Origin of the sequence: Nocardiopsis kunsanensis DSM 44524 (assembly GCF_000340965.1) — a bacterium.
Classification (GTDB): Bacteria; Actinomycetota; Actinomycetes; order Streptosporangiales; family Streptosporangiaceae; genus Nocardiopsis; species Nocardiopsis kunsanensis.
The window spans coordinates 83,401-97,671 of record NZ_ANAY01000003.1; the positions used below are offsets into that span (position 1 = coordinate 83,401).

Annotated in this window: 11 protein-coding genes; 5 read left to right on the top strand and 6 right to left on the bottom strand. The window is 70.9% G+C overall.

Annotated elements, in window-relative coordinates; all coding sequences use genetic code 11:
- Positions 1–4 precede the first annotated feature (4 nt).
- The gene (locus D456_RS0103040) at positions 5–1,288 is read left to right on the top strand and encodes an isochorismate synthase (protein WP_017574678.1); all 1,284 of its coding nucleotides are present in this window, start codon (positions 5–7) and stop codon (positions 1,286–1,288) included.
- Positions 1,289–1,515: 227 nt separating this feature from the next.
- On the opposite strand, the gene D456_RS0103045 is transcribed toward D456_RS0103040, so the two are convergent.
- The 4 genes from D456_RS0103045 to menB form a co-directional block, all read right to left on the bottom strand.
- Complete coding sequence (locus D456_RS0103045) at positions 1,516–3,555, bottom strand: PhoX family protein (RefSeq protein ID WP_017574679.1); 2,040 nt, start codon at positions 3,553–3,555, stop codon at positions 1,516–1,518.
- A gap of 339 nt (positions 3,556–3,894) precedes the next feature.
- Positions 3,895–5,610 carry a 2-succinyl-5-enolpyruvyl-6-hydroxy-3-cyclohexene-1-carboxylic-acid synthase gene (gene menD / locus D456_RS0103050; RefSeq protein WP_017574680.1) on the bottom strand — a complete coding sequence of 572 codons (1,716 nt, stop codon included), beginning with the start codon at positions 5,608–5,610 and terminating at the stop codon, positions 3,895–3,897.
- 109 nt (positions 5,611–5,719) lie between these two features.
- Positions 5,720–6,691 (bottom strand): o-succinylbenzoate synthase, encoded by a 972-nt coding sequence (locus D456_RS0103055; RefSeq protein WP_017574681.1) that lies wholly within the window; start codon positions 6,689–6,691, stop codon positions 5,720–5,722.
- Complete coding sequence (gene menB, locus D456_RS0103060) at positions 6,688–7,527, bottom strand: 1,4-dihydroxy-2-naphthoyl-CoA synthase (protein WP_017574682.1); 840 nt, start codon at positions 7,525–7,527, stop codon at positions 6,688–6,690. Before menB ends, D456_RS0103055 begins: the two co-directional genes overlap by 4 nt.
- Positions 7,528–7,780: 253 nt before the next feature.
- Here menB and D456_RS0103065 point away from each other — a divergent pair, with 253 nt between their 5' ends.
- Positions 7,781–8,947: an AMP-binding protein gene (locus D456_RS0103065; RefSeq protein ID WP_026115523.1), complete on the top strand. Its 1,167-nt coding sequence runs from the start codon at positions 7,781–7,783 to the stop codon at positions 8,945–8,947.
- 504 nt (positions 8,948–9,451) lie between these two features.
- Positions 9,452–10,855 carry a sigma-70 family RNA polymerase sigma factor gene (locus D456_RS0103070; RefSeq protein ID WP_026115524.1) on the top strand — a complete coding sequence of 468 codons (1,404 nt, stop codon included), beginning with the start codon at positions 9,452–9,454 and terminating at the stop codon, positions 10,853–10,855.
- 257 nt (positions 10,856–11,112) lie between these two features.
- On the opposite strand, the gene D456_RS0103075 is transcribed toward D456_RS0103070, so the two are convergent.
- Together D456_RS0103075 and D456_RS0103080 are read right to left on the bottom strand one after the other, a co-directional pair.
- Complete coding sequence (locus tag D456_RS0103075) at positions 11,113–11,475, bottom strand: GntR family transcriptional regulator (protein ID WP_017574685.1); 363 nt, start codon at positions 11,473–11,475, stop codon at positions 11,113–11,115.
- A gap of 183 nt (positions 11,476–11,658) precedes the next feature.
- The gene (locus D456_RS0103080; RefSeq protein ID WP_017574686.1) at positions 11,659–12,045 is read right to left on the bottom strand and encodes a hypothetical protein; all 387 of its coding nucleotides are present in this window, start codon (positions 12,043–12,045) and stop codon (positions 11,659–11,661) included.
- 241 nt (positions 12,046–12,286) lie between these two features.
- Between D456_RS0103080 and D456_RS0103085 the strand changes: the two genes are divergently transcribed.
- Both D456_RS0103085 and D456_RS0103090 read left to right on the top strand, forming a co-directional pair.
- The gene (locus tag D456_RS0103085; RefSeq protein ID WP_017574687.1) at positions 12,287–12,907 is read left to right on the top strand and encodes a TetR/AcrR family transcriptional regulator; all 621 of its coding nucleotides are present in this window, start codon (positions 12,287–12,289) and stop codon (positions 12,905–12,907) included.
- 141 nt (positions 12,908–13,048) lie between these two features.
- Positions 13,049–13,834, top strand: a complete 786-nt coding sequence (locus tag D456_RS0103090; protein ID WP_017574688.1) for a sporulation protein — start codon at positions 13,049–13,051, stop codon at positions 13,832–13,834.
- Positions 13,835–14,271: the final 437 nt, after the last annotated feature.

Genomic DNA, 14,271 nt, shown 5'->3' on the forward strand with positions numbered 1-14,271 from the left:
TGCCGTGAACTGCGCCCTGACCCCACCGAAACTCGCCGTCCGTACCGTCGAACTGCGCGATCGCGCCGAGAGCCTGGTGCACCACCTGCCCGCCGGGGCACCATTGGCCTGGCTCTCCGAGGGGGAAGGGGTCGTGGGCTGGGGCGAGGCGATCCGTCTGGACCTGTCCCCGCAACCCCAGGGCACCTCCCCCGTCGACACCACCCGTTTCTCCGAGGCCGCCCGGTGGATCGACGACCTGGTCGCCAGGGCCTCCGTCACCGACGAGGTCGGCCTGCCCGGAACCGGACTGGTCACCTTCGGCACCTTCACCTTCGCGCCGACCTCCCACGGCTCTGCGCTGGTGGTCCCGCAGGTCCTCGTGGGACGCCGGGACGGGCGCACCTGGCTGACCACCGTCACCGACACCCCTTGCACCCACCCACGCGAACTCCCCCACCACCGCTCCCCCATCCGCCCCATCGGCCCCATCACGTGGCAGGAGAGCTCCCTGACCGCCCGGGAGTGGAAGGAAGCGGTCTCCGACACCATCGCCCACATCCGCGGCGGGGAGCTGGAGAAGGCGGTCCTGGCCCGTGACGCGGTGGCCCGGGCCGAGGGCCCCATCGACGTACGGGTGCTCCTGGAACGGCTGCGCCGCCGGTTCCCGAGCTGCTTCACCTTCTCCGTGGACGGCATGGTGGGGGCCACGCCCGAGCTCCTGCTGCGCCGCGAGGGCGACCGCATGACCTCGTTGGTGCTGGCGGGCACGCGCCCCCGCGGTCAGGACCAGGAGCACGACCGTGCCCTGGGCGAGGACCTGCTGGCCTCGGCCAAGGACGACCAGGAACACCACCTGGCAGTGGACTCCCTGCGCGTGGCGCTGGGCCCCCTGGTCGAGGAGCTGGACATCCCCCGGGCCCCGGAGCTGCTGCGGTTGGCCAACGTCCAGCACCTGGCCACGCACGTGGGTGCCCGGTTCGCCGAGGGGGTCTCGGCCCTGGACGCCGTGGCCGCCCTGCACCCCACGGCCGCCGTCGGGGGCACACCCACCGAGGCGGCGATGCGCCTGATCGCCGGGACCGAGGGCATGGACCGGGGCGGTTACGCCGGTCCGGTCGGCTGGATCGACGGCGACGGCAACGCCGAGTGGGGTATCGCGCTGCGTTGCGCCCGCGTGGAGGGCGCCCGCGCGCGCCTGTTCGCCGGCGGGGGCATCGTCGCCGGGTCCGATCCGGAGGCCGAGCTCGCCGAGACCGAGTCGAAGTTCCGTGTCATCCGCGAGGCCCTGACCGACCCGGATGCGTGAGACCGGCGAGCTCGGCACCAGCCCGCAGCAGCGCCGGCGACCCGTGCGAGTACCATGCCCCTGACGTGAGGGCCGGTCCGGTCCTCACGTCGCTCCTGCGCCGGGCCCATGAGGCCGCGAAGGCAGGTGTGCGGCGCCGTTGCGCCTGAGCCGTGTCTGCACACACGAACCGGCACCGGGTCCCCCACGACGGACTCCGGTGCCGGTGCTCTGCGGGCCGGCCGGGGTCAGGTCCGGCCGACGTCCCGGCCCTGGGTGTGCCAGATGCACACCACGGACGGGCGGACGAAGCCGCCGTCGGGCCACGTGCTGGTGGGTTCCTCGACGGTGCCGTTCTCACCCGGGTGCTGCGGGGCGATGAAGACGGTCTTGTTGTCCTCACTGATGAGAGGGCCGCAGCACTCGGCCTCCACCGGGACGGTCGCGAAGGTACGCAGCTCGCCGCGGAAACGCCCCTCGACCGGGACCACGTGCAGACCGTCGTTGACCCCCAACGCCCCGGGCTGGCCGTCGGTGGAGACCCACAGGTTGCCGTCCCGGTCGAAAGTGACGTTGTCGGGTGCGGCGATCGGCATGACCTTGGACTTGTCGTAGCCGGCGAAGTAGGTGTTCTCGTCCTCCGGGTCGCCGCACACGATGGGCACGCTCCAGGAGAAGGACTCCGATCCGGCGTCGTCGCCGCCCTCGACCAGCTCGAGGACGTGGCCGAACTTGTTGGGTCCGCGCGGGTTGGGCTCGTCGGCCTGGCCGGGCTCGCGGGCGTCGTTGTTGGTCAGGCAGCAGTAGACCTTCCCGGTGACCGGGCTGGGCTCGAAGTCCTCGGGTCGGTCCATCTTGGTGGCGCCCACCGCGTCGGCGGCCATCCGGGTGTGGATGAGCACCTCCTCGACGGTGAAGCCCTCCACGAAGCTCTCGCTGTCGCTGGTCAGCGGCACCCACTCGCCGGTGCCGTCGAACTCGCCGTCACTGGGCAGGGCTCCGGTACCGTCGATCTCCTCCTCGGGGCTGTTGCCGGTCAGGCGACCCACGTAGAGGGTCCCGGTGTCGAGCAGGCTCATGTTGTGCTTGCGTGAACCCTCGACGTACTTCTTGGCGCTGACGAACTTGTAGATGTACTCGAAGCGCTCGTCGTCGCCCATGTAGACGGCCACACGCCCGTCCTCGGTGAGGGCGGTGGTGGCGCCCTCGTGCTTGAAGCGGCCGAGCATGGTGCGCTTGACCGGCTGGGCCTCGGGGTCGAGCGGGTCGATCTCCACCACCCAGTAGAAGCGGTTGGCCTCGTGGGGGTGCCGGGCCAGGTCGAAGCGCTCCTCGACCCGGTCGAAGCGGCGGCCCACGTAGGTCTCGCCCTCGACCGCGATGGAGTAGCGTGCCAGCGCCTCGCGCTGGTCCTCGGGGGCCCGGTCGCCGCCCACGAAGTACTGGTCGCAGTTCTCCTCACCGCTGAGGACGGTGCCCCACGGGGTGTAGCCGCCCGCGCAGTTGTTGAGCATACCCAGGACCTCGGTGCCGTCGGGATCCGCCTCGGTGCGCAGGAGCTCGTGGCCGGCGGCCGGCCCGGCGATGCGGAACGGTGTGTTCCCGGTGATACGGCGGTTGAAGGGGCGCTCGCCTCCGGCCAGGCACCACTGGCCGGTGCCGTTCCGGCGTTCCAGTTCCACGATCGAGCCGCCGTGTGCGGCGATGGCGACCCTGATCTGCTCCGGCTCGGCTTCACTGCCGTCGGTGTAGCCGGCGAACATGAGCTCTTCGTTGGTGTACTCGTGGTTGACCCACAGGAGCCCGTGGTCGTCATCGAGCTGGTGGAAGGCGACGTAGTCGCAGTTGTAACCGAACTGCTGGGCCTGGGCCTCGCCGGTCTGGTTCTCGAAGTCGAACTCCGGCGCACCGGGCAGGACCGGCTCACCCCACCGGATGATGACGTGGTGGTCGTAGTTCTCCGGGACCGTCACCGCGTCGTCGGTGTTGGGCTGGACCGCCTTGAAGGTGGGGCGGGGCGACGGGTGGTTCCGGTCGTTGGCCACGGCCGGAGCCACCGAGGAGAGGCCCAGCGCCCCCGCACCCGCGGTGACCGCAGCGCCCTGCAGGGCGGTCCTGCGGGACAGCACCGTGCGGAAGATGTCACCGAAGTACGGGTTGTCGCTCTTGTTGGGCGCCGGATGGAAACAGGCGTTGCCGCACCGGTACTGGCAGGTCTTGGGGGAACGGCCGCCTCCGAGGTCTGTGAACAGGGGCAGGAGCCGTCGGCGGGGCGCGGATTCGGGCACTCGTTCTCCTCGTGGATCGTGGGCTCCACACCCTCAGCCGGTGCGGGGCTCCGGGTGGGGCACGGGGACTGACGGGCAGGGCCCTCTGCCTGGTCGACTACGACCTTGGCCGAGGTTCCACTCGCTCCGGTGAAACCGGGGTGAACACGCACGCAACACCTGTACACGAGTCACCCTGGTCACGCCGGACGGTCGCGAGCACACACACCGTAGGGCCCGGGATGATCTTTGCCCACCCCCCTACGGAGTTCCAGAAGACGCGCCCGGAAGCGGCTCGGGCGACCCCGAGCAGGCCGGGTCAGGGCCGGCCGGACCGGGGCGCGACGAGGCCCTGCACGTTCACGGGAGAGCGTCCACGGCCTCCTCGACCGCCGCCTGCAGACGGCGGCGCAGATCCGCGCCGGCCGCACGCGAAGTGCACACCTCGATGATGCGCAGCCCTTCGCCCATGAGCGCCTTGGGCAGGTCACCGGCCCATTCCAGGCGGGTGTAGGGCAGGTCGGACACGGCCGCGATCCGCTCCATGGACACCCCGTGCGGCGTTCCGAAGACCCGCTCGAAGTCGGGGTGCCCGGCCTGTTCGAGACCGGAGAAGATCCCGCCGCCGTCGTTGTTGACGGCCACGACGGCCAGGTCGGGCCGGGGTTCCCCGGGGCCGATGACGAACCCGTTCTGGTCGTGGATCATCGCCAGGTCGCCCAGGAGGGCGAAGGCCTTCCCCTGCTCCGAGCGCTGGTGGGCCAGCGCCGCCCCCACGGCGGTGGAGACGGTGCCGTCGATACCGCTGACACCACGGTTGCCGACCAGGCGCACGCCGCAGCGGGGCCGCATGGTCGAGTCCAGGTCGCGGATGGGCATGCTGGATCCGGCGAAGAGCAACGAGCCCGGACCCAGGTCGGCGACGAGGTCGCGGGCCAGGCGGGGTTCGCTGAGCGCCTCCTCCGAGTCCAGGACCGAGTCCAGGGCGGACCGGGCGGCGAGCTCGGCCCGCTGCCAGGAACGCGACCAGTCGGTCTCGGCGGGCGTGCCGTACTCGGTCCCGGCGGGCGGGGCCACGGCCGCGACCACGTCGGTGGCGGTGCGGGCCGGATCGGAGTAGGCGTTGGCCAGGTGGGAGACGGGATCGCCCACCTCGTCGGCGGTGACCACGACGTGGCGCTGTGCGCGGCGCAGGTAGGACAGCACCTGCCGCGACAGGTTGGGCCGGCCCACACTCACCACGAGTTCGGGCGTGTGTTCGCGGACGAACCGGGACGAGGCCAACAACTGCCGGTAGGTCGAGACCGCACCCGAACGGCGGGCGTTGGAGGTGGGTTCGGCCAGCAGCGGCCATCCGGTGAGTTCGGACAGAGCCAGGAACGGCACCGGGTCGTAGTCGCCGTCGCCGCACACGATGACGCCTCGTTCGACGCCGGGGAGCTCGAAGGGTGCGGGTTCGGGTGCCCGCAGCGGGCGGGCGGTCCAGGGCCGTCCGTCGGAACGCCCGTCCAGGGGTTCGGGCCAGGACGGTCCCTGGCCCTCGTCGGGGGTGAGCGGGTCGCGGAAGGCCACATTGAGGTGCACGGGCCCGGGTCGGCCGCCCCGGGCCGAGGCCCAGGCGCGCCCGGCCAGCGAACGCCAGTAGGCGACCGTGCCGGGCACCGGGTCAGGGGTACCGACCTCGGTGAACATACGCACGGCCTGGCCGTAGAGGCCGATCTGGTCGGTGGTCTGGTTGGCCCCCGTACCGCGCAGTTCGGGCGGCCGGTCAGCGGTGAGCACCAGCAGGGGGACCCCGGACTCGTCGGCCTCCATGACGGCAGGGTGGAAGTTGGCCGCGGCGGTACCGGAGGTGCAGACGAGGGCCACGGGGGCACGCGAGGCACGCGCCAGGCCCAGAGCCAGGTACGAGGCCGAACGCTCGTCCACACGCACGTGCACCCGGATGCCGCCGTGGGCGACCAGGGCGAGCGCGAGCGGGGTCGAACGCGACCCCGGCGCGACGACGGCCTCGGTCAGCCCGCAGCGGGCCAGTTCGTCAACGAGGACCCGCGCCAGGGCGGTAGACGGATTCATCCACAACGCTTTCGTTCGTCAAGTGTGTACCGGTTCCAGTCAACCCGCTCGGCTGCCCCGACGCGAGCCGACCCGGTGTGATCCGATGCGTTCCCGTCGTGGGAGCGGGTCAGCGGACCTGCCCGGCGTTCCGGGCCGCCTCGGCGCGCCGATGCCAGCCGGCCGGGTCGGTCTCGACGGCACGCAGACGGTCCTGGTCGACAGTGACCGGGCGTACCGGCAGGGCCCCGTCGACGGGCAGCAGCGGGTCTGCGGTGACGTCGGCTGTGAGCATCTGCACGGTCGCGAGCCCGCAGGCATAGGGCAGCTCGGGCAGGGCGGCGGCCAGTGCGACCCCGGTGGCGATCCCGACGGAGGTCTCCACGGCGCTGGAGACGACCACGGGCAGCCCGCAGGCCTCGGCGACCTCCAGGGCCGGGCGGACCCCGCCCAGGGGCTGGGCCTTGAGCACGACCACGTCGGCGGCCTCGGCGGCACGGACCTTCAGCGGGTCCTCGGCCTTGCGGATCGACTCGTCGGCGGCGACCGGAACGTCCACCCGGCGACGGACCCGGGCCAGATCCTCCAGGCTCGCACAGGGCTGTTCGGCGTACTCCAGCCCGAAACGCTCCAGCGCGGTGATCATGGCGACGGCGGTGTCCACGTCCCAGGCACCGTTGGCGTCCACCCGGATCCGGCCTCCGGGGCCGATCGCATCGCGGACGGCTTCGACGCGGGCCAGGTCCTGCGCGGGGTCCTGGCCCTTCTCGGCGACCTTGACCTTGGCCGTGGAGCACCCGCCGCGCGCGACGATGTCGGCGGCGCGTTCGGGGCCGACGGCGGGCACGGTCACGTTGACCGGGACCCGGTCGCGCACGGGTGCGGGCGGGCCCAGGTGGGCCGCCTCGTGGCAGGCGGCCCACCAACGTGAACTCTCCTGGGGCCCGTACTCGGCGAAGGGAGAGAACTCGCCCCAGCCGGCCGGGCCCTGCACGAGCAGGCCCTCGCGCACGGTGATACCGCGGAACCGGTTGCGCAGACCGATCGCGAAGGCACGTCCCCGGACCGGACCGGCTTCCGAGGCGAGGTCCGGGCGGCTCACGGGCGGCGCGGGAACTTGTCGAACTCGGGGCTGCGCTTGTCCTTGAAGGCGTCCCGGCCTTCCTGGGCCTCTTCGCTCATGTAGTAGAGCATGGTGGCGTCACCGGCGAACTGCTGCATGCCCGCGGCTCCGTCGCTGACGGCGTTGATGGCGCCCTTGACCATACGCAGGGCCAGCGGGGACTTGGCGAGCATCTCGCGGGCCCACTGCACCGTCTCCTTCTCCAGGTCGGCGAGGGGCACCACGGTGTTGACCATGCCCATCTGCCTGGCTTCCTCGGCGTCGTACTGGCGGCACAGGTACCAGATCTCGCGGGCCTTCTTCAGGCCGACGGTCTCGGCCAGCAGCCAGGAGCCGTATCCGCCGTCGAAGGAGCCGACCTGGGGGCCGGTCTGGCCGAAGCGGGCGTTGTCGGCGGCGATGGTCAGGTCGCAGCACACCTGCAGGACGTTGCCGCCGCCGATGGACCAGCCGGCGACCATGCAGATGACCGGCTTGGGCAGGCGGCGGATCTGCACCTGCAGGTCGAGGACGTTGAGGCGGCCGATGCCCTGCTTGGCCACGGCGTCGTCGCCCATGTAGCCGTCCTCGCCGCGGATCTTCTGGTCACCGCCGGAGCAGAACGCCTGATCGCCGGCTCCGGTGAGGATGATTACACCGACATCGGAGTCGTCGCGGGCGATGCTGAAGGCCCGCTCCAGCTCGAAGAGGGTCTGGGGCCGGAAGGCGTTGTGCCGCTCAGGGCGGTTGATCGTGATCTTGGCGATGCCCTCCGCGGTCTCGTAGATGATGTCGGAGTACTCGCCCGACCGCTGCCAATCGATCACGCTGCTCACGGCTACTGCCTTCTCCTCACGGGGACACGGGGACGTGCGTTGCGCACTGGATGAACCGTACGCCCGAACGTCAACTTCGTACATTCTGCCAGGCCTCGTGGAACACGTGTGCCTCACCACCGGACACGGTCGGGCGCCCGTGCACGGTCCGCACGGTCCTATCCTGGCGTGCGTGGTTAGCCAGAACACCGTGCCGTCCGCCGTCCCTGCCGGTCCCGCTTCGGGAGGGCGTGCCTTGCAGGCCGCAGTGGGGTTGTCCCCCGAGCGACTCACCGAACTGTACGCCCACGCGCTGGAAGGCCGGGGACCGGCCCTGCTCCCGGTCCCGGCCGGTACCCCCGAGGCGCGGGTGCGGGAGTTGTTGGGTTCGATGCGCCCGGGATCGGTGTTGACCCCCGAGGGCCGGACTCCGCTGGAGGAGGGCGCCCCGGTGGCCGAGGACACCGCGCTGGTGGTGACGACCTCCGGGTCGACGGGCGCCCCGAAGGGGGTGGAACTGTCGTCCTCGGCCCTGCTCGCGTCGGCGCGTGCGTCGGTGGAGCGCATCGGTGCCGTCCCGGAGGACGCCTGGCTGTGTGTGCTGCCGGCCGGGCACATCTCGGGGCTGCAGGTCATCACCCGGGCCCTGGCCCTGGGGGCCGAGCCCGTGCACGCCCCTTTCGACGTGGAGGGCGTGGCCGAACTCGCCGAACGCCTGCGCCCGCACGTGTCCCTGGTGCCCACGCAGCTGCGCCGCCTGCTCGCGGCCGGGGTGGACCTGGGCCGGTTCGGCACGGTCCTGTTGGGCGGTGCCGCCGCCGAGGCCGAGCTGCTGGAGGCCGCCCGTGCGGCCGGTGGGCGGGTGATGACCACCTACGGCATGAGCGAGACCTGCGGCGGTTGTGTCTACGACGGGGTGCCCCTGAACGGTGTCGAGGCCCGGGTGGAGGCCGAGGAGCCCGGTGGTCCGGGTCGGATCGTGCTCTCGGGCCCTGTCCTCGCGAGCGGGTACCGGTACCCGCCGGGGTCCGAACCGGGCCCCGACCCGTTCGTGTACGGGCCTTCCGGGGAGCGTGTGCTGCGCACCCAGGACCTGGGGCGGTTCGAGGAAGGGCGCCTCCGGGTGCTGGGCCGGGTCGACGAGGTCATCAACACCGGTGGTCACAAGGTCGTACCGAGCCAGGTCAACACCCTGCTGAGCGCCCACCCCGCGGTGGCCGATTCGGTCGTGGTGGGACGCCACGACCCGGAATGGGGCCAGAGGGTCAGCGCCGTGGTCGTCCCGGCCGACGCCGGGGCCCCGCCGACCTTGGCGGACCTGCGCTCATGGGTACGTGAGCGCCTTCCCGCCCATGCCGCACCGCGCGAGCTCGATCTGCGGGACTCGATCCCGTTGCTGGCCTCGGGCAAACCGGACCTCGTGGCCCTTCGGCAGTCCTGAGCGGCATCGGCGGACGTTCGGGGGACGAAGCAGCGTTTACCGGTGCGCTCCCAACCCATGGGAGCCTGGGGGCGAAGATGTGCGTGCGCGCACCGGCTCGGTCGGGTGCACACGGCAACGGGAGGCGCTCGACCGAGCGGTGGTGTGCGGCCGGGAACTTCCGAAGGCTTCTTCGCGTCTTACCCGAGTAACCGGTCCTTCGGCCCCTCAGTCCCAAGGAGGCCCGCGGTTGGCTACTGCCATCGGCCCACCCGTCCGCGACCCTGCGCCCTCCCCCGGGCCCGAGAACACCCGGTCCTGTCGCGACCCCTCCGGGACGGCCCCCTTTACCCGCTCCGGCGCTCGTACGGCCACTTCAGACACAGTGACTTATGCCACTCTCGCCGATATCCAATCGAGACTGGGAACATTTGACTCCTCGACGCGTTGGACATATTGGCGCGTCCAGTCGGCGGGAACCCTCCGCCGCGTGCCAATCGCCGAGGAAGGGAGGGAGTTGCCCGGATGACAAGCACTGGCATGACCGCTTCGGACGAAGAAGCGACGGCTGGAAGCGCTCCGACCGAGGAGATCACCGTCGATGCGGCCCTGACCGACCTGATCACCCGAGGCCGTGCACAGGGACAGGTGTCCCTCTCCGAACTACGCACTGCCTTCACCGCGGCCGGAGTCTCCGCCTCCGAGGGCCGCACCATCCTGCGTGAACTCACCGAGAACGGGGTCCGCCTCTCCAAGAGCGACGACGACTCCGCTCTGGTGGCCGACCCTGACGCCGAGGACGACGTGCTGGAAAACACTCTCACCGCCACGGTGCTCGACACCGACGAGACGACCAAGGCCGCATCCGGCAAGGCCTCGACCCGCAAGAGCACCTCCACCCGGAGGAAGCCGCGCTCCCCGCGGCGCGCGAAGAAGGCCGAGAACACCCAGAACAACATCGATCCGGACGCCACCGAGACCGATCTCGACGACCAGTCCCCCGCGATGGGCGACTCCGTCCACACCTATCTGAAGGCGATCGGCCGCAGGCAGCTGCTCACCGCCGAGCAGGAGGTCGATCTGGCCAAGCGTGTGGAGGCCGGGCTCTACGCCGAGTACCGCCTGGGCCAGCACGGCGAGGTCGACGAGTCCTACGACCTGGCGCCGGCCGAGCAGGACGAGCTCGAGTGGGTGGTCGAGGACGGCCGTGCCGCGAAGTCGCACATGCTCGAGGCCAACCTGCGCCTGGTGGTGTCGGTGGCCAAGAAGTACAGCGACCGCGGGATGTCACTGCTGGACGTGGTCCAGGAGGGCAACCTCGGGCTGATCCGTGCGGTGGAGAAGTTCGACTACACCAAGGGCTTCAAGTTCTCCACCTACGCCATGTGGTGGATCCGCCAGGCCATACAGCGCGGCTTCGCCGACTCGGCCCGTACGATCCGCCTGCCCGTCCACGTGCTGGAGCTGCTCAGCAAGGTCAGTCGTCTGGAACGTGACATGCACCAGGCGCTGGGCCGCGAGCCCACGCCCGAGGAGCTGGCACTGGAGCTCGACAAGACACCGACCCAGATCGAGGAACTGCTGCGCGTGACGCGTCAGCCCATCAGCCTCGACTCCACCATCGGTGAGGACGGCGAGACCCGTATCGGCGACCTCATCGAGGACGTGGACGCCTCGGAGGCCTCCGAGGTGGTCGACCGGCAGATCATGGCGGACCAGCTGCGCAACGCACTCTCGGACCTGGAGCCGCGCGAGGCCACGATCATGTCCCTGCGTTTCGGCCTCATGGACGGCCGTCCGCGCACCCTGGACGAGATCGGCAAGCACCTCGGGCTCACCCGTGAGCGCATCCGCCAACTCGAGAAGCAGTCGCTGTCCAAGCTGCGCCACCCGAGCCGGGCCCAGCAGCTCCTGGACTTCGCGAGCTGAGGACCTGTTCGGGGTCCGCAACCACACGTGGGGGTCGTCCCGTCGGGACGACCCCCACGTGTGCGCGGGCCCGGAGCACAGCAGGAGGACACGGCCACGAGGACGGGCCCGGGGAAGAACGGTGCCGCGGCACCGCCGAACACGGTCCCGTTGGCGCGGCCGCGCACGGGCGGAACGCGGCGAACGGCCGTGGTCGCCGCCGTCGCCCCGCCCCGGAACGCTGCCCCGTCCCGGGATCCGCCACGGGGCTTGACCGGTCAGTTCTCCAGAGCGGCGCGCAGGATCCGGACGGCTTCCTCACGGTCCAGGCCCACTCGTTGGATGACCTCGGCGTAGGTGCGGGCGGCCTCCAGAGCCTCGGCCCGCTGGTCGTCACCGGAGGCCGCCACGAACGTGCCCGAGCGCCCCCGGGTCTCCACCACACCTGCCTGTTCGAGTTCCCGGTAGGCACGGGCGACCGTGTTCACGGCCACCGAGAGCTGCCCGGCCAACGCCCGTACCGTCGGTAGTCGGTACCCGACGGGTAGTTCCCCGTTGGCCGCGGCGATCGCGACGATCGCCCGGATCTGTTCGTAGGGCGGAACCTTCGACGTCGGATCAATGCGGATGAACTCCGCCATCTCCTACTGCACTCCCTACAGGGGCCCGCGGGCCCCGTCCCCGTCGAGTGCGGGGGTCTGTCCTGGTCCGGTCGGGATCCAAACTACCCCGTGCGCTCCCTCCGTACGTGCCCGCACAGCCGGAAACCGACAGGACCGGGGCCCCGCACGGCAGGAAACCGCGCAGGGCCCGGCCGGGAGGGATCAGTACGTGTTCCGGGGGATGCGCTGGATGCCGTGGAGCCGGTGGTCCTCACGTGCGGTGAGCAGCTTCTCGGCCTCCTCCGTGGCACGGCGCACGGCCGGCTTCGCCAGACGCTTGCGGCGGTGGATGCGGTCCGTGTACCCCTTGGAGCCCACGAGGATGCGCTCCTTGGCGTAGGCGGCACGCATCGCCTCGGTCAGGGCCGTGTCCAGCTCGAGCCCGTGGTGGCGCACCTCCTCGGCGGAGGCTCCCTGTCCACGGGCGGCCTCCAGCTCGCTCTGGGCCCGGGAGACCGAGCGCATCAGACCGGGCAGCCGGTCGGCCCGCTCCTGGTCCTCGGCCAGACGTTGCATCGCCTGTTCCCTGCTCTGCATGACCGGTGACATCTGTCGTCCTCCGTTACCCGCGTGTGGTCGGTCACAGTCACTCTAGTCTCCTCGGGTCCGGGGGCGGCGGCGAGAACGTGGAGCGCGGGGGACCGAAGCGGCGGCGGGCACGGTGCCCGCACGGCCGTCACAATGGAAGGCAGGAGGCCGGCGGTCGTCACGTGTGGCGAGCGGCGCGTCGGCCTGGCCCTCGCCGCCCCGAGCTGCCAGCTTTGTCGGGCACATTCCCGAAAGGAAGACCGTGAGCAGGAACAACGCCGGACTCAGCCGTGAGCGCATTCTCATCGAGGCGCTGCACATCATCGCCGGCCGGGGGCTGGGCGGGCTGTCCATGCGCCGCCTGGGCGACGCCCTGGAGGTGGAGGCGATGGCGATCTACCACCACTTCCCCCTCGGCAAGGAACAGTTGTTCAACTCGATCGCCGCCTACGTGGCCTCCCCCTCGCCCACCGGAGCCGCCTTCCACGACGAGGTCGGCCAGGACGGCGAGGAGCAGACGGAGGTCGAGGAGCAGGCGGTGGCCGACGAGCGCCCCTGGGACCAGCGCCTGACCACGTGGGCCGAGGCCTACCGGGAGCGGCTGCTGACCTACTCGGGCGCGCTGTCGCTGCTGGCCCACAGGGCTCCGCGCACCCCCAACAGCGCGACGACGTGGGCGCTGATGCGGCACGCCTTCGACGAGGCCGGGCTGGCCGGCGAGGACATCGAACGGGCGGCCGACGCCCTGCACTCCTACTGCATCGGCTCGGTGGTGCACCAGGTGCGGCACTCCGGCCACGACGACGAGGACGCCCTGGATGCGCGGGAATGGGCAGCACGGTTCCGGTTCGGTCTGCGGTCCCTGCTGCGGGGTCTGGTCTGACCCGACCGGAGATCGGGACCGAACCGGGAAAAACCGGGACCGAACGAGGAACCGGAACGCCCCACGCCACGTCTACCTGAGGGAACGGTCCAGAACCCGCCCGACAGGACACTGCCGGGCGGCCGAGAAAGTTAGGCTTCCATGGTCCTCAAACGTCTGCTCGCCGGTATCGGGTTCGGTGGGGCTTCAGTGGAAACCGTCGTGGACACACCCGTGGTCACCCCCGGCGGCACAGTGCGGGGCACGATCATGATCGAGGGCGGCGAGGTCGAGCAGCAGATCGAGCAGCTCACCGTCGGCCTCCAGTCCAAGGTCGAGACCGAGGTCGGCGACCACGAGATCAAGAACAACGAGGAGTTCCACCGGGTGAGCGTGGGCGGGCGGTTGAGCCTCTCCCCCGGCCGACGCCTGCAGGTCCCCTTCGAGCTGCCCGTACCTTGGGAAACCCCCCTCACCCTGCACCGCAACCGCCGTCTGCGCCCCATGCAGGTCGGGGTCAACACCCGCTTGCACGTGGAGAACGCGGTCGACCCCGGGGACCTGGACCCCGTGGACATCGAACCCCTGCCCTCCCAAGCTGCGGTCCTGGACTCCCTGGAGTCCCTCGGTTTCGCTTTCAAGAGCGCCGACCTGGAACGGGGACGCATCCGCAGGACCCGCCAGCAGCTGCCCTTCTACCAGGAGATCGAGTACTACTCGCCCCGCCGCTACCGGGGGCTGAACGAGTTGGAACTGACCATGGTCACCGACCACAACGGTTTCGAGGTGGTCCTGGAGCTGGACAAGAAGAGCGGCCTGCTGTTCTCCGAGGGACGCGACACCTACCACCGTTTCAGCGTCGACCACCACAGCGGCGCCGGACACGACTGGTCCGGCCACCTGCACCAGTGGATCGACTCCCTGGCAGGGACCAGGAACCTGCTCTAGGGCGCTGATGGGGGCTGGGGCGGGGGTTTCTTGTTGTGCCGGGGGTGGGGGTTCGTCGGGATCGGGATTTTAGCCCGGCCGGGTCTGCGCGCAACCCGCTCCGGCGCCACCCCCGCACACGTTTCTTTGCGGGGTTGGTGCCGGGTGTGTGGTGGGTTGGTGTGGGGGCGCCTCGGGGTGTGCGCTGCGACCCTTTGCGCCGGGCTTTCCCGACCCTCATCGACGAACCCCTCCCACCCCCGGCGCCCCGGCAGCAGAAGGAACGGTGGGTGCTTCCATCCCCCTGTGGGGCTGCATTGTGACCACCGCTTGCGGCGTGCGGGGGGTGGTTCGCTCATGCGAAAGGCAACGGCCCCCTGCGGGGGCAACTACCGGCCCTTCGGGTCTGGCCCCGCCTGCTCCCGGTGGCGCATTGAGGCCGGGGCCGTCGGGCGTGT

What these genes read in the sequence shown, in the direction of transcription:
- menD (WP_017574680.1), bottom strand. Translation starts at nt 5,610, where the DNA reads ATGAATCCGTCTACCGCCCTGGCGCGGGTCCTCGTTGACGAACTGGCC.
- D456_RS0103070 (WP_026115524.1), top strand. Translation starts at nt 9,452, where the DNA reads ATGACAAGCACTGGCATGACCGCTTCGGACGAAGAAGCGACGGCTGGA.
- D456_RS0103075 (WP_017574685.1), bottom strand. Translation starts at nt 11,475, where the DNA reads ATGGCGGAGTTCATCCGCATTGATCCGACGTCGAAGGTTCCGCCCTAC.
- D456_RS0103080 (WP_017574686.1), bottom strand. Translation starts at nt 12,045, where the DNA reads ATGTCACCGGTCATGCAGAGCAGGGAACAGGCGATGCAACGTCTGGCC.
- D456_RS0103090 (WP_017574688.1), top strand. Translation starts at nt 13,049, where the DNA reads ATGGTCCTCAAACGTCTGCTCGCCGGTATCGGGTTCGGTGGGGCTTCA.